Origin of the sequence: Sorangium sp. So ce145 (genome assembly GCF_051525985.1) — a bacterium.
Taxonomy (GTDB): domain Bacteria; phylum Myxococcota_A; class Polyangia; order Polyangiales; family Polyangiaceae; genus Sorangium; species Sorangium cellulosum_B.
This window is the reverse complement of sequence record NZ_CP150315.1, coordinates 9,866,426-9,886,640: the sequence shown is the minus strand read 5'-3', so window position 1 is coordinate 9,886,640 and position 20,215 is coordinate 9,866,426. Positions and strand designations below refer to the sequence as shown.

Here is a 20,215-nt window from a genome sequence, read left to right as displayed (position 1 = left end):
GCCGCGCGCGCGAAGCCGGTAAGCTCTCGCGGAGGGCCTGTCTGGCCCCCGGCAACTCAGGTGGACGCAGCATGATGACCCCGAAGGAGTTCCAGAGGCAGTTCAAGCGGCTGCTGATGAGCCGTGTGGAGGGCATGGACTGGGAAGACAAGCTCGCCCGGGTCCGCCAGTACCTGCGCCAGCTCGAGGCGCGCCAGAGCCCGGAGGAGGAGTCGGCCGAGCTCTCGCCGTCGCTGGAGCTCATCCCGTTCGAGCCCGGCAAGCGGCCTGTCGACGAGGCGCTCTATCCGGGGCACGGGTGCAGCGAGCGCGTCGGCTGCATCAACACCTCCGGCGACCCGTCGGAGCTCGGCGACGAGGTGTGGCTGCTCTACCGGCTGCGCGATATCTACGCGTTCGTCGCCCCCTTCGAGCGCCCGTTCGAGGTGACCATGTCCGCGTGGTTCCTCCCCGCGAGCCCCGACGGCGGCGAGCCGTGCCCGGTGCCCGGCCTCATGGACGTGCCGCTCAGCCCGCAGATCGTCTCGACCTCGTCCTACCCCGTCCCGAAGCTCGAGCCCGCCCCGTGGAACTCGTTCCACCAGACGGTCTACGTGGCCACCCTCGTGCCGGCGCGGCAGCTCGTGCCGCACCCCCCCGGCGAGGAGACCGGCGGCGGCTATTTCTGGGGCGAGCTGCCCGAGTCGTTCCGGCGGCGCGTCACCGACGGCTTCGAGCCGTTCACGTTCGCGAGCCTGTTCCGGCAGCAGCTCCGCGTCGAGCTCAAGCTCAGCGAGGCGGGCAGGACGGTGGCCTCCGAGTCGACGGACATCGAGATCTTCGACACCGGCCGCTTCGGCTCGCTCTACGCGCGCCTGCTCGACCGGCTCGTCAAGGCGGACACGGAGATCCAGCAGCGGGCGCTCGGGATCGACGAGCTCCACGTCGGCTATCACCCGTGGTTCCCCGTGCTGACCATCGGCATGGACAAGGCGCTCCTGTACCTCCGGGCCATCCATCAGGACCTCGAGCAGCACCGGCGCAACCTCCCCGACCCCCGCTGGCTGCTCCGGGTGGGCCTCTACCTCGAGCTGCTCACGTGCCTCGGCATCTTCGAGGCCGTGAAGCACGACTATCCGGACATGCTCTCGCCGGGGGAGCGCGAGGCCTTCGAGGAGGGCGCGGCGTTCGCGCCGATCCGCGCGTCGATCGACGTCGCGGCGTGGGCGCAGGTCTGGGACATGCGGCACATCGCGCCGCGCGCGGCCGGCTTCTTCTCGGCCGGGCCCGTGAGCCTGACGAACCTGATGCGCAAGCAGAAGGCCACGCTCGCCTTCCTGCACGCCCACCACGCGGACCTGCAGAAGGCGATCGAGCTCGCCGGCCCCAACCTGTGGAACGCGCAGGAGACGTGGCACCGGGTGTTCCGCGACGCGGAGCGGGCCGTGCTCAAGAACAACGTGCTCGCGTTCCCGGAGCTCGCGCACCTCGATCCGCGGTGGCGCGACTTCGCGCTCTGGCACCAGCGGGGGGACATGCGGCTGTTCGGGCTCAGCCTGATGCCCGAGGCGCTGACGGGGCTCTTCGGCGACCAGGACGGCATCTTCCCCGCGGCGTGCCGGCAGTACCGGAAGTCGATGAACGACGTCGCCCGGTGGGCCGCCGAGCGGAACCTCATGGATTACACGGGCGACGAGTGCATCCCGCGGAACGCGAGCCTGCTCGAGGCGTACATGGAGAAGAACCCGTCGCACCTCGCCGCGCTGCAGCGGCGCGACGGCCACGGGGCCGCGCCGTCGATCGAGCTCGAGGAGCCGAGCAAGGCGGCGCGGGAGGCGAGCGCCGAGGACCTCATGATGCTGCTCCGGCGGACGCCGGTCTTCAAGCCGCTGCTCGATCGCGAGCTCCGTAAGCTCGCGACGAAGGCGCGCCGGATCGAGTACGGGCCGCTCGATCGGATCGTGCTGCAGGGGCAGCGGGATTCGTCGATGTTCGTCGTCGCGTCCGGCGCCGTCGAGGTCCTGGTGCGGCACCCCGACGGGCAGGACTCGACGGTCGCCGCGCTCGAGAAGGGCGCCGTCTTCGGGGAGTTCGCGCTGCTCACGGGCGAGGAGCGCACCGCGACGGTGCGCGCCGTCGACGAGGTGGTGCTCTACCAGATCACGAAGGAGGCCCTGCAGCCGATCATCGAGGCGCGCCCGCAGCTCGTGATCGAGCTGAGCTTGCTCATGGCGTCGCGCCAGGCCCACCTGCGCGACGCGGCCGAGCGCTACCTCGAGGCCGAGGAGAAGGTGCGGAGCCTCGCCGGGCGCATCCGGCGGTTCGTCCTCGGCTGAGCGCGCGGCCCTTCGTGGCCGGCCTCGCGCTCGGCCCTTCGCGGCCGGCCGGCGTCGCTCGGCCGCCTCGCGCTCAGCCCTTCAGGAGCCACGCGACGGCGTCGGCCTCCGCGGTGAAGAAGGAGTACTCGGGCAGCCCCATGGCGGCCGACAGGCGGGAGATCTGCATCTTCGAGAGCGCGCTGTTCACGAGGTTCGCCGCCTTGCGCATGCCGTGCTCGACGGCGTAGGCCATGGTCTGCTCGACGTACGGGCTCACCTCGGGCTTCTGCGGGGGGAAGTCCGCGATGTCGGCGAGCACGTACCAGGGCTTCCCGAGGTTGAGCAGCGTCGATGCCTTCTGACGGAACTCGTCGAGGTACGCCTTGCCCTCGTCGATGTCCCAGAACCCCCACACCTTCACGTGGAGGACCCCCGTCGACGTGTCGGGCCTGACGGTGAAGCGCCGCTGCGGGGCGCGCTCGCGCCTCGAGGTGAGATCCGTCCTCCTCGACGGCTCGCTCCCGGAGAGGCCCGTCCGGCCCGGCGGGTCCAGGGGGGGCGGCGTCCGGGGCCGGGTCTCCGCGAACTTCGAGGCGGCCGAAGGCGCGGGCGGCGCGGAAGAGAACGAGGGAGGGACGGAGCGCGAGGGCGGGTTGGGCGCCGACGGCGTGACGGAGCGCGAGGGCGGGCTGGGGTAGGAGGCCGGACCGGGGCGTGAGGGAGGCGTCTTCGACGACAGCTCCGGCACGGTGACGGTCGGCACCTCGGCGAAGCCCTTCGCCGTGCCCGGCTTCGAGGGCAGCGTCGGGTCGGTCGGGCTCGGGTTCTCGCTCGGCGCGGGCGCCGCCGGCTCCGGCAGGAGGATGACGCGCGAGGCCCGCGGGAGGGCGACGTCGAGCGCGGCGGCGAGCGCGCTGACCGCGACGGACGCGCGCTCGAAGCGGTCCTCGGCCTTGAGCGCCGTCGCCTTGAGGAACCAGCCGTCGAACTCCTTCGGCAGCGCCGCCGAGGACCGCCGCGCCGCGCGCGCGCTGGGCGCCTCCATCGCGCCGCGCAGGAGCTCCCCCGCGAGCATGTACGGGGACGCGGTCGCCTCGGCCTCCTGGGCCCAGTACGACTCGCCGACGAGGAGCGCGTACGCGACGTGCCCGAGCGCGTAGATGTCGGCGCGCGGGCCGACGTTGCGCTCGGCGCGGATCTGCTCCGGCGCCATGTACACGGGCGTGCCGAGCATCTGCCGCGTCAGCGTGGAGGCGTGGTGCTGCTCGATGACCTTGGCGATCCCGAAGTCGAGGATCTTCACGCACGGCGAGCCGTCGTCGCGGACGGTGACGAACAGGTTGTCCGGCTTGAGGTCGCGGTGGACGATGCTCGCCGCGTGCGTCTTGTCGAGCGCGAGCGCGGCCTGGAACAGGTAGAGCGCGACGTCCTCGGCGGGGAGGGCGCCGCGCTTCTTGACGAGGCTGCCGAGCTCCTCGCCGCGGAGCAGCTCCATGACGAGGAACGGGGTGCCGGTCTCGTCGTCGACCCCGGCGTCCGAGGTCCTGACGATGTGGTCGCTCTCGATGACGCCGGTGATGCGGGCCTCGAGGGCGAAGCGGGCGCGCAGCTCCTCGCTGTCGAGCAGGCTGGGCAGCATCACCTTGAGCGCGCGGCGCGTCGCCGTGACGTCGTCCATCACCTCGTAGACGGCGCCCATGCCGCCCGCCTTGATGACGCGCAGCACCTGGTAACGGTTGCGAAACCGCGTATTCGGCTGCAACAGGCCGGGCGAGGAGCTCATCCTGCGGCCCTCGGTTCAGGCATGGTTTGCACCACGCTACCAGCGCCGCTTCCCGCGTCGCAAGGCGGTCGGGTGAGGAACGTGCTCAGCGCAGGATCGCGCCTCCGCCGGCAGGCTCACCTCCGGATCGATCGGCGTGGTCGAGGTGCGGCTCCAGCGCGCTCCAGAGCGAGCGGACGTCCTGGAAGCGCTCCTCGGGGGCCACGGCGAGCGCCCGCGCGACCCACGCGTCCACCTCGGGGAGCAGATCGGGACGGAAGGCGTGCAAGCTCGGCCGCGGGCCGCGGGCGGCGGCGAGCAGGATGTCGACCCGGCTCGCGCCGGCGAACGGCACGCGCCCCGCGAGCGCGCGGAAGAGCACCGCGCCGAGCGAATAGATGTCGATCCGGTGGTCGATCTCCTGGGGCCGGCCCTTCCATACCTCGGGCGCGATGTAGCTGGGCGAGCCGGGGATCGCGCCCTCGCGGGTGAGGGGGTCGGCCTGCATGACCTTGACAAGGCCGAAATCGAGCAAGCGCACGCGCCCCCGCGCCGCCGTGCCGGCGCGGGCCGGCGCGCTCCCGCGGTGAGGGGAGGTGGAGGAAGGAACGCCCGTGTCGTGGTCGAGGACGAAGATGTTCGCGGGCTTGAGATCGCGGTGGACGATGCCGCGCGCGTGCGCGGCGTCGAGGGTGTCGACGATCGGGCGGAACAGCTCGCGGATCTCGTCGAGCGGGAGCCGCTGGTTCCGCGCCTCCAGCTGGCGCAGCGCCGTCTCGAGATCGCTGCCCTTCAGGAACTCCATGACGATGTAGAGGGTGCCGTCGGGCGCCTCGCTGAACGCGAAGACGTGCGTCGCGCTGGTGCCGGCCAGCTCGCCCATGGCGCGGGCCTCGCGCCGCAGGCGGGCCTTCAGGGCGGGATCGCTGGCGAACTCGGGCCGCAGGTACTTGACGGCCACGTGCGCGCCGGTCTCCTGGTCCAGGGCGCGGTAGACCACGCCGTGGCCTCCCTGACCGACCACCTCGATCAGCTTGTACCGGCCGTCGATCACGTCGTCGATGTCGTGGTCCATCGGCAAGCCCTCGGTGCTCGAGCGCGCTGCGTCAGCGTGCCGCGCAGCGAGCCCAGGTTGTAGCCGCTTCGGCGCGCTGGCGGTAGGGACGGTTGGGCGCCGACCTCATTCGCCGGCCAGGGGGGCGGACCGGAGGCGGAGCGGGGCGGGGGCGCGAGCGTCCGGGGGACGTGGCCCCGCGGGAAGGCGCCAGCAGGGGGAAGAGGCCTGCGGCGAGCGAGCGTGCGGCGAAGCGCGCTGGGAGGAAGCGCGACCCTGCGCGGAAGGGCGAACACGCCGAGGGGAAAGCGAATGCGACAGGGACGTCACGGATCGGGTTCAGGCCATATCCTAGGAGTGACGGAAATTGCCTGATGATCGATCACACTCATTATGACGCAGCCACGAATTTGGTTGGTTTGCCGACCTGAGATCCCGTGTAGAGTGGCGCCTATCCTCCTATGAGATCCGTCCGACAGAACAGCGACCTTCCCGGGGTGAACGGCGCGCTGCCGGTCGCGCTCGACGTGCAGCCAGCCAGGCCCGGCGCGCAGGAGCTGGAGGAGGAGTGGACCTATGAGGTCGCTCACCACGACTCGCCGCCGGATCTCACGCATGTTGTCGGGGAGAACCTTCGGCGGTTGAGGACGCGGCGCGGCCTCTCGCTGGAGCGGCTCTCGAAGATCTCCGGCGTGAGCCGCGCGATGCTCGGCCAGGTCGAGCTCGGCCGCAGCGCGCCCACGATCAACGTCGTCTGGAAGATCGCCCGCGCGCTCGGCGTGCCGTTCTCGGCGCTCGTCAGCGCCCGCTCGGCGAGCGGCCCCATGCTGCTGCGCGGGGATCGCGCGAAGCGGCTGACATCGCACGACGGCAAGTTCACCTCGCGCGCGCTCTTCCCGTTCGATGCGCCGCGAACGGTCGAGTTTTACGAGCTCTGCCTGGCCCCGCTCGGCGTCGAGAATGCCGATCCCCACCCGCCCGGGACGACCGAGAACATCGTGGTCTGTCAGGGGACCGTTGAAATCAGCGTCGACGGACAGCGGTTTCTGCTCGCGACGGGCGACGCGCTCGTGTTTCAGGCGGATGTCCCGCACGTCTACCGCAACCCGGCAAACGTCGACTCGCTGATGTACCTGGTGATGACGTATTCGTTGCCGGCGCCTTGAGGCGGGCGCGTTCTTCGCCGAGAGGCGGGGGAGGGAAGGGGCGGAGCCGCGCGAGCACGCCGGTGAGCGCCGACGCTCCGCTGCTCCGAGGAGGGGTTGCGGCCGCGCTACTTGGTCGTTGCGGGGGTGCACATCATCATGGGCATCCCGCCGCACATCATCATCATGGGCATCCCGGCCGACATCATCTTCGTCATGGCCTCGCAGCGCTCCTTGAGCACGTCCATCGACATGCCCTCGGGCGGCATCATCTTGCAGACCATTCCGTCCTTGGTCATCTCACACGACATCTTGCACATCATGGGCATGCCCATGCCCATCATGCCGGGCATCATGCCCATCATGGGCATGCCCATGCCCATCATGCCGGGCATCATTGGCATGCTCATGCCCATCATGCCGGGCATCATGCCCATCGTGGGCATCATGGGCATACCCATCATGCCGGGCATCATGCCCATCATGGGCATGCCCATGCCCATCATGCCGGGCATCATGGCTGCGCCAGCGGCCATCTCCGGCGTCGGCATCATGGGGTACATCGTCTGCGGCATCATGGGCATCTGCATTGCAGTGGTCATGGCGGCTCCTGTCGTCAGCGCTCGTTGCTTCCGGGGAGCCGTTCTAGCCGGTCGGCGTGCCGTCGCAACGCGTTAACACGGGCGCCTGTCGCTTTGCTCCAGTCTAGCGGAGGCGCCTCCACGGCGTTGGAGGCGCCGGCGCCCTGGGCGGACGAACGTGTGGGAGATAGCTCCTCGAGCGCAGCAGCGTTGATCAGTTGATCTGCAGGTTCGCGGCCGCCTCACCGTCCTGTCCCGCGCCCGCGGCGCCGCCGCTCGGGGTCGTGCCGCCAGCGCCGCCGTACCCGGGGGCGCCGGTCGAGCAGCTGTTGTCTCCGAACGTGAAGCCGACGCTCGCGGCTCGCGCCAGGCAGGCGCTCGGGCCGCCGCCCCCGCCCGCGCCGGGGCCGCCGTCGCCGCCATTGCCACCCCTGCCGCCGACGCCGCCGTTGCCGGCGTCATCAGGACCGGGTCCGCCAGGGCCGCCGTTCCCTCCGAACTGCGGCGCTCCGCCGTTGCCGCCGCGGCCGCCGTTGCCGCCCTTTCCGGTCGTGATCTCGTTGCGGGAGACGACCACCCGTCCGGCCGCCGCGAAGATACCAAAGCTCCCGCCTCCACCGAGGCCAGCCTGGCCGGCGCGGCCTCCGAGCCCGCCGCATCCGCCGCTGCCGCCGCCACCGCCGCGATCATCAGGGAATGGCGAGCACGAGCCGCCGCCGCCGCCGCCCGCGCCGCCGCCGCCGCCGCCGTTCTTTCCCTGCTGCCCGTTGGTGCCGTTCGCAGGCTGGTAGACGCCCGAGGCGATGCGCCCGAGATTCGCGCCCCCTGTTCCCGGCGTCCCTTGCGATCCCGCCATGCCCGGCGCGCCATTTTGTTCTGGCGAGGTGCGCGTCGAGCAGCTTCTCGACGCGATGCCCCCCGCGCCGCCCGCCGCGCCCTGGCTGCCCAGATGGCCCGCCGCTCCGGTGTTCGGACCATGTCCGCCATATCCGCCTCTCCCGCCAGGCTCGTCGCAGGTGGGCGCCGGGCCGGCATTGCCGAGACCGCTGCAGTTGTGGCAGCCCTGCTCTCCCGCATTCCCCGCCGCCGCCGTCCCCGCCGTGTACGCCGCCCCGCTCGTCCCCGCGGCGCCGGCCCGGCCCTCCTCCACGTTGATCTGGTTGAACCGCACGAAGAGATCCGCCGTCCCCCCGCCGAGGCGCACTCCATAGGTGCTCGCGCCGGCCGACGACGGGCTCAGCGCTTCTATCGAGAGGCCCTCGATGTGCGTCGGCTGCGTGATCGACGGCGCGTGGAACACCGTGCCTGTCGCGCGCACGGTGGTCGTCACCGAGGGCGTCCTCCGGAACTTGAAGTCAGCGTTGGCGTGATCGAACCCACCGTAGATGCTGATGCCGGACACGACCGTGACCGCCTCCTGGTACAGCTCGCCCGACAGGCAGATCGCCGGCACCGCGCCCGCCTGCGCCACCTGGATGGCCTTGGCGATCGTCTCCACCGGCGCGTCGCGCGTCCCGCTGCTGGCGTCGTCCCCCGTGCTCGCCGAGACGTAGATGCATTGCTCGACGAGCCCGTCGCCGCCGTCGCAGTTGTCGTCGATGAACTCGGCGTCGATCGGATCCTCGCCCGCCTCTCCCGCCGCGGTCGGCGTGCACGCGTATTCACAGCCGCACTCGTCCCCCGTGAGGGGATTGCCGTCCACGTCGTGTGTGCCCGGCAAGCATCCCAGCGCGCATCGATCCGTGCCCCCAGCGCCGCCGCTCGCCTCTTCACTGCCCCCCTCTCCACCTGAGCCGCCTTCACCTCCGCCCGAGCCGCCCTCACCCCCGCCCGAGCTGCCCTCACTCCCGCCCGAGCCGCTCGCGGCGGCGCTGCTCGATGACGCTGTCGTGGTGCTGCTGCTCGCGGAGGAGTCGCCGCCCGCGCCCGGGCCGCCTCCCGTGCCCGCGACCGGCCCGATGGGGCCGTCGATCGAGTTGCTCTCCGCGCAGCCGATCGCCGAGAGCAATGCGAGCAGAGATGCCGTCTCGAGGAAGAATTGTGCGCGCATGCTTGATTCTGCACCTTCGCGCGCTTCTCGAAAAGACTTTGTCTCGCTCGTTTCCAATCATCATGGGGCTGTGCGCCACATTGCTGCCGACATCAACAGCGCGTCCGCCCACGTCGTTATGTGCTGCGCCGGCGCGTGCCAGCTCACGATTCCGTGATTCGCCCCTCGCGCCTGTCACCGTCTCCGGTACTCTGTGTCTGCGTATCTTCCCGCTTCCGCGCCGTCCTCGCTGTCCTCGCTGTCCTCGCTGTCCTCGATTCATCCCATGCGCCTCGAATCGCTCCACCTCACCTCGCTCGCTTCCATGGTTGGGCTCGCCGTCGCCATGGGGCTCCATGGCGCGTGTGCGCCGGACTCAGGAGCTGGCCTTGTCTCGTCCTCTTCCTCTTCGGACGGAGCTGGCTTGGGCGGGACCTTTGATCCGGATGGCGGGCTGTCGACCGACGCGCCTGTCGAAGCCCTCGATCCGGACGCCGCGTGTGGCCTTGTCACCGAGGAGGCGATCGCGGTCCCGCTCAATCTCTACATCATGATGGACAAGTCGTCCTCGATGGCGGGCGACAAGTGGACCAGCGCGAAGGCCGGCCTGACGGCGTTCGTCAACAGCGCGAGGTTCGCCGGCGTGCGCGTGGCGCTGCGCTTCTTTCCGCGGGTCGCGGACGCCGTGCCGGCCTGTGACCACGAGGCGTACAGGGAGCCGCTGGTCCCGTTCGGTCCGCTCCCCGACAACGCGGGCGCCATCGTCGCGGCCATCGAGGCCGAGTCGCCGAACGGAGCGAGCACGCCCGTCTATCCGGCGCTGGGCGGCGCGCTGCTCCAGGGCATCGACGTGGCGAAGAACCACCCCGGCGAGGCCTCGGCTGTGCTGCTCGTCACCGATGGGCAGCCCCAGGGGCCGGCGGCCCAGTGCGCCGGGGTGAACCCGGAAGACCCGGACGCCATCGCGGATCTCGCGGCGGCGGGCGCGCGCCACGGCACCCCCGTGCGCACCTTCGTGATCGGGCTCCCGGGCGTGAACCAGCGCTTCGCCAACCAGGTCGCGGCCGCGGGAGGCACCGACGCCGCCGTCCTCGTCGGGGCGACCAACATCGCCGTCGAGTTCCAGAACGCGCTCGCGAAGGTCACGGGGCAGGCGCTCCCGTGCGAGGTCGAGGTCCCTTCCCAGGTGGCCGGCGGACAGGTCGCGTTCGACGACGTCAACGTCCTCTTCGGGCTCGACGGCGCATCGCAGGAGGTCCTGCCGCAGCGCCCCGGCTGCGACGGCCCAGGCTGGCGCTACGACGACCCGGCCTCTCCCGCGGCCCTCGTGCTGTGCCCCGATACCTGCGAGGCCGCCAGGGGCGCTTCCATCGCGAAGATCCAGATCCTCCTCGGCTGCGAGACCGTGATCCTCTGACCGAGCGCAGCAGAAGGACCGCGCGATCTCGAAGGAGAGAGGGCGGACCGCCGGTGTCGTGGAAATTACATCGGGAGCGACAGAGAGGCCCAGGAACCTGCGACGCAGACGCGAAGCGTCATGGGTGAGGCGGCTCACCACGCTGGCGGCGTGGGGGCGCGGATCGTGGGGCCGGCACGAAGGCGTCGGACCGGCGCGCGCGGGCGGCGCCCGGCGGCGCCCAGCGCGGTGAGCGCCGCCTTGCAACTCTGCACTGCGCTTTGTGGACTCCGGGCCCCCAGAGCCGTAAGAGGACGGAACCATGACGAAGGAGTCCTCCCTCGCCGCCGCAGGCTCGCCGCGGCACGCCGCCCCCGCCGCGCTCCATCCCGCCCTGGTGCTGAGCGCCTACCTCGAGCCGCTCGTGCGCGGCCGGCGGGTCGCGGTGGTGGGTGACGCAACCATCGGCCTCGCCGACCGGCTGCTCCAGCGCGGAGCCCGCCTCGTCCATGCCTACGACCCGGACGCCGCGCGCGTCGCCGAGAAGCTCGCGCGGACGGCGCCCACCCGGCAGCCGCACCCGAACGTCGCCGTGTTCGAGGGCGACCTCGGCGTGCGCGACGGCGCCTTCGACACCCTCGTCATCCCCGATCTCTCCCTCTTCGCCGATCCCGCCGAGGTCGTCCGGCGCGCCCGACGCCTCACCGCCGCGAGCGGCGTCGCCGTCATCGCGTCGCCGAACCCGGAGGCCGCGCGGGGCCTGCTCCCCGCGGGCGCGCGCCGCGGCGCGGCGCCCGGCTACTACGCGCTCTACGACCTCGTGGCGCTCCAGTTCAAGCAGGTGCGGATGGTCGGCCAGGCGCCGTTCGTCGGCTACACGGTCGCGGAGTTCGCGCCGAAGGGCGAGCCCGAGGTCAGCGTGGACACGTCGATCCTCGACGCGTCCGAGGAGCCCGAGTGGTTCATCGCCGTGGCCGGCGAGCGCCTGCCCAGGCTCGACGCGTTTGCCGTGATCGAGCTGCCGTTCGCCGACTTCCCGGGCGCGAGCGCCGGCCCGCCGCCCGAGGCGCTCATCGAGGCCGAGGGCCGCGCACAGCGGCTCGGGGGCGAGCTCGCGGAGCTGCGCACCCGGCACCAGCGCGACCGCGAGGACGCCGGGGTCCGCGCCGAGAGCGCGGTCGCCACGGCCGCGCGCCTCGCCGAGGTGGAGGCGGAGCTCGAGGCCAGGGCGGCGCGCCTCCGCGACGTCGAGGCCAGGGCGGGCGACGCCCACGTCCGGGCCGAGCGCCTGTCGCACCAGATCCGCGACATGGAGGAGGAGCTCCGCAGCCAGCGCGATCGCGCGACCCGGCTCGCCAAGCAGCTCGACGACGAGAAGCGGGTGCGGACCAAGGTCGAGCTCGAGCTCGGCATGATCCGCAACAAGCCGGAGATCGCCGGCGCCCGTGACCGCCTCGACGCCGCGACGTCCGACCTCGAGGCCGCGCGCGCCCGGATCGCCGAGCTCGAGGCGCGGCCCGCCGTGGCGGCGCCCGACCCGGCGCTTTCGGCGCGCGTGGAGGAGCTCGAGGCCGCCGCCGCGGGGTCGCGGCGGGAGCTCTCGAAGCTCATGTCCGAGCGGGACACGGCGCGCAGGCGCGCGCAGGAGAGCGAGCGCGCGCTGGAGGAGGCGCGGCGCGCGGCGGGGAGGGTCGAGGAGCTGGAGGCCGCCCGCGCCGAGCTCGCGCGCGACCGCGACCGGCAGAAGGAGCGGGCGGACCGGAACGAGCGCGAGAGCCGCGCGCTGGAGGACCAGCGGAGCGCCCTCGACGCGCGCAGGCTGCTGCTCGAGGCGCGGATCGTGGAGCTCGAGCAGACCGTCGTCGCGCTGGAGCAGCGGGCGTCGGAGCTCGAGAAGCGCGACGCAGGCGAGGCGGCGGCCGCGGAGATCGCGGGCCTCGAGGAGGCGCTGCGCGACCGGGGCCACGTCATCGCGTCGCTCATGGCGCAGCTGCGCGAGAGCGAGCGGGTGGGCAAGGAGCTCGTCGACGAGCTCGGGACGGTCTTCGCGTCGGCGCCGGCCGGCGACGGCGGGCCGGGCCAGGCGGCGGACGGCGGGCAGGGCGGAGCGCTCGCGGGGCAGGGCGGGCCGGGCGGCGCGGTGGAGGCGCTGCGGCAGCAGCTCGACGCGCTGGCGCGGAGCGCCGCCTCGAGCGAGGCCGACCTGCGCGCCGCGGGATGGAAGATCGCGCAGCTCGAGCGCGAGCTGACCGAGGCGCGCGGCACGGCCGGCTCTCCGCCGGCGCTCCACGAGGAGCTCGAGCAGGCGCTCGTCGCCGCGCAGGCGGAGATCGCGGCGCTGCGCCGGGCGGCGGAGCGGGACGACGTGGCGGTGGCGCGCGAGGACGTGGCGGTGGCGCGCGAGGACGTGGCGGCGGCGCGCGAGGACGTGGCGGTGGCGCGCGAGGACGTGGCGGTGGCGCGCGAGGACGTGGCGGTGGCGCGCGAGGACGTGGCCGTCGTGCGCGAGGACGTGGCGGTGGCGCGCGAGGACGTGGCCGTCGTGCGCGACGATGTCGGCGTGCCGCCCGAGGTGATCGAACAGACGGTGCTCCTCCAGCAGGTCGCCAGCGCTGTCGAAGCGAGCGTGTGAGCCGCGGTCTGGCCCGGGGCGGGCGGCGGCCCCGGTCCAGATCCGAAACCGCGGCCTGCGCGCCGCATCGACCCGCGCGTCAGCCGTGACGCCGACGCGGGGTCCCGGGCGCAGCCCGACGCGCGGCGCGCGACGTCACGCCGGGCCGGACAGGTTCGTGCTCTCGGCCGGCGACGCGCTGGCGAGCGGGGAGCGCTTCTCGCCCGCGAAGGCCTTCTCCACGAGGTAGTCGCCCGGCTCGCCGCTGTTGCCCTCCTCGAAGCCGCGCGCCTCCAGGAGCGCGGCGGTGTCGGCGAGCATCTCCGAGCTGCCGCAGAGCATCAGCCGGTCGTGCGCGGGGTCGAGCGCGGGCAGCGCCAGATCGGCGAAGATGCGGCCGGACTCGAGGAGCGCGGTGATCCGGCCCTCGGTCTTGAACGCCTCGCGGGTGACGGACGGGTAGTAGCGGAGCTTGGGCCGCACGATCTCGCCGAGCAGCTCGTCCGCCGCGAGCTCGTGCTCGAGGTAGCGCGCATAGGCGAGGTCCTGCACGCGGCGGCACGTGTGCGTGATGACCACGCGCTCGAAGCGCTCGTACGTCTCGGGGTCCTTGACGACGCTGAGGAACGGCGCGAGGCCGGTCCCGGTCGCCAGGAGCCACAGGGTCCGGCCCGGCCGCAGGTTGCCGATCGTGAGCGTGCCCGTCGCGCGCTTGCCGACGAGGATCGTCTCGCCGACGGCGATGTGCTGCAGGCGCGAGGTCAGCGGGCCGTTCGGCACCTTGATCGAGAAGAACTCGAGCGTCTCCTCGTGGTTCGCGCTCGCGAGGGAGTACGCGCGGACGAGCGGCTTGCCCGCGACCACGAGCCCCATCATGCAGAACTGCCCGTTCGCGAAGCGGAAGCTCGGCGAGCGGGTGGTCTTGAGCGTAAAGAGCTTGTCCGTCCAGTGGTGGACCTCAAGCACCGTCTCTTCTGTGTAACCGGGTACCATGTCGTTCATCCTTGTCGGTGCGAAAGCATCGCGGCGAGGTGGTTCGAAAGAGCGCGCTCCCCGATCAGGACAGCGGGGCGGCGCCGCGGTGCGCGAGCGCGCCGAGCTCTACCGCAAGGTCGTCTTCCATGAGTTCGCCGCTTCACATAGCAATGATGCAAATGATAATCAAGATCGCCATCGACCCGTAAGGCCGTCCACGCTGTCGCGCACGACCTCGTGGCGCGTCGTCCTCTAGGGGCGACGGCGCTCCTTGACGATGCCTGGAGCCGCTGGCAACACGCCGCGGAGACCGCATGCCGCGGGTCGGGCGGCGACGGCGGGCCGGGCGGGGCGCTCACGGGCCGGGCGGGCCAGGAGCGCTCGCCGCGCGGCGTCTCTGTGCGCACGCGGTCGCTCGCGCTAAGGACCGGGCCGATGCGCGCTCCTCGCCCCCTCTCCACGCTCGCCCGGCTCGCCGGCGCCGCCGCCCTGGCCCTCGCGCTCGGCGCCTGCGGCGCGGTCACCGCGCCCGGCGCGAAAGACCCCATCGCCTCGCTCCGCGACGCCGGCGCGCATTCGGCCGACGGCGAGGTCGTCGGCCGCTGGCTCCTCGGAGAGCTCCTGGTCCCGGGCGGCACGCCCGCCGGCGCCAGGGAGGCGCGCAAGCGCCTGGAGGGGATCGGCGCGAAATCGATGCTCGCGTCGCTCGGGCGCGCGATCGACGACCAGGGGCACGGCCGCAACGCGCGCGCGGCGGCGGCCTACCTCGATGCGCTGGACGCCGCCCGGGTGAGCGCGCACCCCGACGCCCCGCTCGTGGGCTGGTTCGCCGCGAACCGCCTGCTCGGCCTGCGCTCCAGCGTCGCGGGCCTCTGGAAGAAGTCCCGCGAGGTCGTCCTGCGCGCCATCGACCACCCGGGCAAGCTGGGCTGGCGCGCGCGGGGGGAGCTCGTCGAGTGGTGGAGCCTCGACGGGCTGCCGGACGAGGCCGCCGCGGCGCGCCCGGACGGCGCCGCCGGGACCGCCGACGACGCCGCCGGCATGGCGCCCGCCGTGCCGCTCGTCGACCGCGCGGCGCCCGCCGTGCCGCTCATCGACCGCGCGGCGCGCCGCTACGGGTGCATCGAGAACGCCCGCTTCGCCGGCCCGTTCGGCCGCCTGGCGGCGAGCGACCACCGCGTCCACTACGAGGCGGAGCGCGCCGGCCCCTGGCCGCCCGTGTTCCCGCGCGATCCCCACCGCAGAGGCCCGCCGCGCGTGCTCGGCGCCGAGCGCCGCGGCTGCCAGCTCTCGGCCGTCGCGCCGGAGGGGCCCGGTGAGGGCGGGGCCAGGGGAGGCATCTTCTACGTCGAGACCTTCGTCGACCTGCCCGCCGAGCGCGAGATGCTCATTGCCGTCCAGGGGGCCTACGCCATCCTCGTCGACGACGTCGAGGTGCTGACCCGCGACACGAAGCAGTGGGGGATCTGGCCCCGCTTCGGCGTCCGCCTGCGCCTCGGCCCCGGCCGGCACCGCATCCTCGCCCGCGTCGGGGGCCGCGACACATCCATCCGCCTGCTCGCGCCCGACGGCACGCCCCTCGGCGTGGCCACGTCCGCCGATCCGACGCCGCCCTATTCGCTCGTCCCGCCCGAGGTCCTGCCGGACCCCAACCCCATCGAGCCGTTCCTCACGGCGCTCGGCGTGCCGCCGCAGCCCGCGCCGAAGGTGGCGCGCGCGCTCGGCCTGCGCGGCGCGCCCCCCGCCGAGCGCGACGTGGCCGATCCGATCGCCCGGTACCTCGCCGCGACCATCGCGCACCTCGAGGGCCAGGACGACGTGAGCGCCGTGCTGATCGAGCCGCTCGTGGCCGATCCTGCGCGCGCCACCGGCCCCGCGCTCGCGGCCCAGGCGGTCTTCCTCGAGAAGGACCCGATCTTCCCGGCGTCCGACGGGCGAGATCTCGTGAAGGACGTGCGCGCGCGCGCCGCGGAGAAGGACCCGGAGCTCTGGTACCCCCGCCTCTGGCTCGCGCTCGAGGAGGCCGACAAGGTCGGCCTGTCCGAGATGACCCGCACGATCGAGGCCCTCGCCGATCGCTTCCGGGAGGTGCCCGACCTCCTGAAGACGCTCGCCGGGATGTACTCGCGCCTCGGCTGGCGCGTCGAGCAGGTCCGCACCGTGAAGGAGGCCGCCGCGCGCTTCCCGGACGACATCGAGGTGCTGGGCGCGCTCCTCCGGATCTACGACGGCGACGGGCACATCGCGCAGGCCGACGCCCTCGCCGCGCGCATCCGGGAGCTCGATCCCGACGCGGAGATCGAGCTGGAGAGGGCGATCGATCGCCGCGACTACGCGGCGGCGATCAAGGAGCTCCAGCGCCTCGGCTCCGCCCGCAAGGACCGCAAGGACATCGCCGCGCGCATCGCCGACCTCCTGACCCGCGCCGGCAAGCGCGCCGAGTCGTTCGAGCAGCTCGAGCGCGCGCTCGCGAAGTCGCCGGACGACGCCGACGCGCGCCTCGCCCTCGCGGACGCGCGCTTCGCGCGGGGAGAGCGCGACGCGCTCCAGAAGGCGCTCATCGAGGCGATCCGCACCGGCGCCGACACCTCGGGCCTGCGCGACGCGATCGAGCTGCTCGACGGCACGACGGAGCTCAGCCCGTACCGGCTGGACTCGAAGAAGGTGATCGCCGAGCACGAGGCCTCGGGCGAGGTCATGCCGGGCACGGCGGCGCGCGTGCTCGACTATGCGGCCATGTGGGTCCACGAGGACGGCTCGGCGCGGATGCTCCAGCACGAGATCATCCGGATCCAGTCGCGGGAGGCCATCCAGGAGCACGCCGAGCAGCGCATGCCCGAGGGGCTCGTGCTCAAGCTCCGCACGGTCAAGCGCGACGGGTCGATCCACGAGCCGGAGTTCATCGAGGACAAGCCGACCGTGACGATGCCCCACCTCGAGGTGGGCGACTACATCGAGGTGGAGAACCTGTTCGTGCTGCGCGGCGACGGGCAGGGCGGCCTCACGTTCCAGGGCCCGCGCTGGTTCTTCCGCGAGGAGAAGGTCCCCTACTGGCGGAGCGAGTTCATCGTCGTGTCGCCGAAGAGCAGGCCGCTCGACGTGGAGGCCTCCGGCGCCGTCCCGGCGCCGGAGATCGTCGAGTCCGGAGCGCTCGTCACGCGCCGCTACCGGGTCGACAAGAGCCCCGCGCTCCCGGAGGAGCCGGCGAGCGCGCCGATATCGGAGTTCCTTCCGAACATCCGCATCGGCTGGGGCATCCGCCTGGACAGCACGATCGCGCGCATGGTCGACGCGGCCGCCGACGAGACGCCGCGCGATCCGCGGCTCGTGCGCATCGCGCAGGCGATCACGCGCACGCCGCTCGCACCGCGCTCGCCGGCCGCGGGCGGCGGCGAGCACGGGAAGGCCGCCGGCGCCGCGCAGGGCGCGCGCGGCGAGGCCGGGGGAGCGGCGCCGTCGAAGGACGAGCAGGCGCGCCGGATCTACCGGTGGGTGCTCGCCAACGTGGAGCCGGGGCGCGAGGACGACGGCCGCCGCGTCGTCATCGGCAAGAGCGGCAACCGGACCGAGGCGTTCCTCTACCTGTGCCGCCTCGTCGGCATCGACGCCGGCTACGGCGTCGTGAGCGACCGGCTCACCGCGCCGCCGCGCGGGCCCATGAGCGAGGCCGAGACGTTCAACGCGCTCGCCGTCCGCCTCGACACCGGGGACAAGCCCGGCGCGGGCGGGGTCCGCTGGATGTTCGTGCGCGACAAGTTCGCGCCGTACGGCTACCTGCCGAGCTCCCTCCGCGGGCAACCGGCGATCGTGCTGAAGCCGGGGACGCCGCGCGAGGTGACGCCCTCGTCCGGCGCGCACGACGGCGTGGTCACGGAGGGCGTCGCCGAGGTGGCGCGGGACGGCTCGGCCTCGCTGGCGATCGAGCAGCGCTACGAGGGCAAGCTCGCGATCGCGCTGCGCTCGGCGCTGGAGTCGCTCCCGGACGCCCAGCTCAGGGACGCCGTCGAGTCGCGCCTCCTGCCGCAGATGGTGCCGGGGGCGCGGCTCCAGGCGATCGAGATCAAGGAGCTGAGCGAGATCGACCGGCCGCTCACGCTGAAGATGAAGATCGCCGCCGCGAGCTTCGCGCGCGCGCAGGGAGGGGAGCTGGTCATCACGCCGCCCTTCGGCGTGCGCGTGGCCAGCCTCGCCAGCCTGCCGGTCCGCGAGACGCCGCTCTACCTGTCGGAGCAGATCGCGACGCGCTCGGAGGTGCGGCTCCGCGTCAAGCTCCCCGCGGGCGCGCGCGTGGTCACGAAGCTCGCTCCGTCGACGGCGGACGACGCGGGGCGCGCCGTGCGGGTAAACGATCGCATGGAGGGCGGCGCGCTGGTCCTCGATCGATTCCTCGAGCTGCCCGCGGGCCGCGTGCAGCCCGATGCCTATACGAAGTTCCAGCAGTTCGCCCGCGCGGCGGACGGCGCGCTCGACCGGGACATCGTCGTGCAGCTCGACCGCGACGGACGCTGAGCGCGGCGCTCCGTTCGCCCCGCGCCCGGGCCTCGGTCGCAGGGATTCCTGTGTGTCAACCCACGCGGTATGGATTACTCTTTTGTTCCCTACCGTGAGCGATCTGGATTCCCAGTACGCGCAGGATGCTGGCCGCCAGCCCACGGATCCCGTGAAGGCTCGGGTGGCGCGCGCCTTCCGGCTCTCTTCGCTGTTCGCGCAGGTGGATCGCGAGGTGCGGGAGGCGGTCACGGACGCCGCGGTGCTCGAGGTGGTGGCGTCCGACGCGGCGATCTTCGAGCAGGGGGCCCCCGCGGACACGCTGGTGGTGCTCGGCCGGGGGCGCGCGCGCGTCGAGCGCGTCAACGAGGCGGGGGCCGCGTTCCCGCTCAGCTACCGCGGCACGGGCGACGTGCTCGGCGAGTCGTGCCTCGGCGGGCTGGAGACGCGGACGGAGCGGGCGATCGCGATGGATGAGGCCGAGGTGGTCCGGGTGCCGCTCGCGCTGGTCCGCGAGCTCTGCGCCCAGCACCCGGGGCTCGGGGGCGCGGTGTTCGCGCTGCTCGTCGCGCGGCAGCGGGAGACCGAGGACCGGATCGAGTCGATGCTCTTCAAGAACGTGGGAGGGCGCCTCGCCGAGTTCCTCCTGCACGCGGCGGAGCGGTGGGGCGTGCCGACGCCGCGCGGGACGCTGATCTCGGCGCCGATCACGCACGCGGAGATCGCCCAGGTGATCGGGTCGACGCGCGAGACGGTGACGCTGACGCTCGGTGCGTTCCGGAAGGAGGGGGTGCTCGACGCGGCGGGGCGGCGCCTCATCGTGAAGGACCGCGAGGCGCTCGCCCGCAAGCGCTAGGTGCGGCGTCAGCCCGCGGCGGGGCGCGCGCCGTTCCCAGTTGACGTGGCGCACGAAGCGTCGATACGCCTTCGCGGGTCGACCCCGCAGGAAAGGACCGCTCATGCCGAAGCTCAGCTCCGGGACAGCCATCGCCGTCGCATTTCTTTTCGGTTGCTCCGCGTCGTACGTCGCGCCGCGCTTCCTGGTGCCGCCGGTGCAGGCGGGGACCGATCCGCCCCGGTGGGAGATTCGATGCGTGGACGTGGAGACCGCGCGCGTCAGCGACAGTCAGGTGATCGAGGTGACCACCACGTCCGGATGGAACCCGGTCCTCAAGCGGTTCGGGCAGGAAGGCTGGGAGCCGGTGCAGTTCCTGCGCAGCGAGATGACCGCGAAGATCGAAGCCGTGTGCTTCAAGCGGCCTCTCCTCTGACGTGGCGCACGTGGCGCACGCGGCGCAGGCGGCGCACGTGGCGCGCAGCCGCCGCGCGCCTGGAGGGCGGTCGCGCCGGGAAGGCCGCCCGCGCCGGGGCACGCCGAACGGCCGCCGCGCGCCGGGAAGGCCGCGGCGAGCGGGCGAGCCTGCCGCCTGGCATTCTTGCGGCGGAAGCCGGCCGGAAGGCGTGCTAGGGGGCGCCGATGGAGTCCGCGATCCAGACGTACCGGATCCGCCTTGACGGCATCCGCTTTCGCGCCAAGCACGGCGTGTCTCGCGCCGAGCGCGACCTGCCCCAGGATTTCGTCGTGTGCCTGGAGGTGGAGCTCCCGGTCTCGCTGTTGCCTCGAGCGGATACGCGCGCGCGCGTCTTCGATTACGACAGGCTCGCGAGCCTCGTCGTCGAATCGGGCACGAGCGCGTCATACAAGCTGCTCGAGACGCTCGCCGAGCGCATCATCGAGCGCGTGCTCGACGACACGCCGGCCCTCCTCGTGACCGTTCAGGTCAAGAAGTTCGGCCCGCCGACGTCGGTGTCGGTGGATGCCGCATCCGTGGAGCTCTCGGGCCGCAAGGTCGGATGAGCTCGCTCTTGCAGGCGTC

Annotated in this window: 13 protein-coding genes; 8 read left to right on the top strand and 5 right to left on the bottom strand. The window is 72.8% G+C overall.

The window, feature by feature from the left end; genetic code table 11:
* Nucleotides 1–71 precede the first annotated feature (71 nt).
* Entirely contained in the window at nt 72–2,315 is a 2,244-nt protein-coding gene (locus tag WMF34_RS36555; RefSeq protein ID WP_012239804.1) for a cyclic nucleotide-binding domain-containing protein, read from the top strand.
* Between the two features lie 73 nt (nt 2,316–2,388).
* Here the strand turns inward: WMF34_RS36555 and WMF34_RS36550 are convergent, their stop codons facing one another.
* Together WMF34_RS36550 and WMF34_RS36545 are read right to left on the bottom strand one after the other, a co-directional pair.
* Entirely contained in the window at nt 2,389–4,080 is a 1,692-nt protein-coding gene (locus tag WMF34_RS36550; RefSeq protein ID WP_012239803.1) for a serine/threonine protein kinase, read from the bottom strand.
* Between the two features lie 85 nt (nt 4,081–4,165).
* Nucleotides 4,166–5,134, bottom strand: coding sequence for a serine/threonine-protein kinase (locus WMF34_RS36545; RefSeq protein WP_437990728.1), 969 nt, complete (start codon nt 5,132–5,134; stop codon nt 4,166–4,168).
* A gap of 440 nt (nt 5,135–5,574) precedes the next feature.
* Between WMF34_RS36545 and WMF34_RS36540 the strand changes: the two genes are divergently transcribed.
* Entirely contained in the window at nt 5,575–6,279 is a 705-nt protein-coding gene (locus WMF34_RS36540; RefSeq protein ID WP_437990727.1) for a helix-turn-helix domain-containing protein, read from the top strand.
* A gap of 107 nt (nt 6,280–6,386) precedes the next feature.
* On the opposite strand, the gene WMF34_RS36535 is transcribed toward WMF34_RS36540, so the two are convergent.
* Together WMF34_RS36535 and WMF34_RS36530 are read right to left on the bottom strand one after the other, a co-directional pair.
* A complete protein-coding gene (locus WMF34_RS36535; protein ID WP_012239800.1) occupies nt 6,387–6,860 on the bottom strand; it encodes a hypothetical protein in 474 nt (157 codons plus the stop codon).
* Between the two features lie 193 nt (nt 6,861–7,053).
* On the bottom strand, nt 7,054–8,889 hold the full coding sequence (locus WMF34_RS36530; RefSeq protein ID WP_437990726.1) for a PE-PGRS family protein: 1,836 nt from the start codon (nt 8,887–8,889) through the stop codon (nt 7,054–7,056).
* A 403-nt stretch (nt 8,890–9,292) separates the two neighbouring features.
* Here WMF34_RS36530 and WMF34_RS36525 point away from each other — a divergent pair, with 403 nt between their 5' ends.
* Both WMF34_RS36525 and WMF34_RS36520 read left to right on the top strand, forming a co-directional pair.
* Complete coding sequence (locus WMF34_RS36525; protein ID WP_231864438.1) at nt 9,293–10,285, top strand: vWA domain-containing protein; 993 nt, start codon at nt 9,293–9,295, stop codon at nt 10,283–10,285.
* A gap of 301 nt (nt 10,286–10,586) precedes the next feature.
* Nucleotides 10,587–12,896: a hypothetical protein gene (locus WMF34_RS36520; RefSeq protein WP_437990725.1), complete on the top strand. Its 2,310-nt coding sequence runs from the start codon at nt 10,587–10,589 to the stop codon at nt 12,894–12,896.
* Nucleotides 12,897–13,031: 135 nt separating this feature from the next.
* On the opposite strand, the gene WMF34_RS36515 is transcribed toward WMF34_RS36520, so the two are convergent.
* Entirely contained in the window at nt 13,032–13,868 is an 837-nt protein-coding gene (locus tag WMF34_RS36515; RefSeq protein WP_012239795.1) for a ferredoxin--NADP reductase, read from the bottom strand.
* 417 nt (nt 13,869–14,285) lie between these two features.
* Here WMF34_RS36515 and WMF34_RS36510 point away from each other — a divergent pair, with 417 nt between their 5' ends.
* The 4 genes from WMF34_RS36510 to WMF34_RS36495 all read left to right on the top strand — a co-directional run bounded on the left by WMF34_RS36510 (nt 14,286) and on the right by WMF34_RS36495 (nt 20,196).
* Nucleotides 14,286–18,359: a hypothetical protein gene (locus WMF34_RS36510; protein ID WP_437990724.1), complete on the top strand. Its 4,074-nt coding sequence runs from the start codon at nt 14,286–14,288 to the stop codon at nt 18,357–18,359.
* 94 nt (nt 18,360–18,453) lie between these two features.
* The gene (locus WMF34_RS36505; RefSeq protein WP_157907166.1) at nt 18,454–19,194 is read left to right on the top strand and encodes a Crp/Fnr family transcriptional regulator; all 741 of its coding nucleotides are present in this window, start codon (nt 18,454–18,456) and stop codon (nt 19,192–19,194) included.
* A gap of 103 nt (nt 19,195–19,297) precedes the next feature.
* Entirely contained in the window at nt 19,298–19,609 is a 312-nt protein-coding gene (locus tag WMF34_RS36500; protein WP_012239792.1) for a hypothetical protein, read from the top strand.
* Between the two features lie 206 nt (nt 19,610–19,815).
* Nucleotides 19,816–20,196: a dihydroneopterin aldolase gene (locus tag WMF34_RS36495; protein WP_012239791.1), complete on the top strand. Its 381-nt coding sequence runs from the start codon at nt 19,816–19,818 to the stop codon at nt 20,194–20,196.
* The last annotated feature ends 19 nt before the right edge of the window (nt 20,197–20,215 follow it).

Bases quoted from the DNA above. Each gene is read 5' to 3' on its own strand.
- WMF34_RS36555 (WP_012239804.1), top strand. From the start codon at position 72: ATGATGACCCCGAAGGAGTTCCAGAGGCAGTTCAAGCGGCTGCTGATG.
- WMF34_RS36550 (WP_012239803.1), bottom strand. From the start codon at position 4,080: ATGAGCTCCTCGCCCGGCCTGTTGCAGCCGAATACGCGGTTTCGCAAC.
- WMF34_RS36545 (WP_437990728.1), bottom strand. From the start codon at position 5,134: ATGGACCACGACATCGACGACGTGATCGACGGCCGGTACAAGCTGATC.
- WMF34_RS36540 (WP_437990727.1), top strand. From the start codon at position 5,575: ATGAGATCCGTCCGACAGAACAGCGACCTTCCCGGGGTGAACGGCGCG.
- WMF34_RS36535 (WP_012239800.1), bottom strand. From the start codon at position 6,860: ATGACCACTGCAATGCAGATGCCCATGATGCCGCAGACGATGTACCCC.
- WMF34_RS36530 (WP_437990726.1), bottom strand. From the start codon at position 8,889: ATGCGCGCACAATTCTTCCTCGAGACGGCATCTCTGCTCGCATTGCTC.
- WMF34_RS36520 (WP_437990725.1), top strand. From the start codon at position 10,587: ATGACGAAGGAGTCCTCCCTCGCCGCCGCAGGCTCGCCGCGGCACGCC.
- WMF34_RS36515 (WP_012239795.1), bottom strand. From the start codon at position 13,868: ATGGTACCCGGTTACACAGAAGAGACGGTGCTTGAGGTCCACCACTGG.
- WMF34_RS36510 (WP_437990724.1), top strand. From the start codon at position 14,286: ATGCGCGCTCCTCGCCCCCTCTCCACGCTCGCCCGGCTCGCCGGCGCC.
- WMF34_RS36500 (WP_012239792.1), top strand. From the start codon at position 19,298: ATGCCGAAGCTCAGCTCCGGGACAGCCATCGCCGTCGCATTTCTTTTC.
- WMF34_RS36495 (WP_012239791.1), top strand. From the start codon at position 19,816: ATGGAGTCCGCGATCCAGACGTACCGGATCCGCCTTGACGGCATCCGC.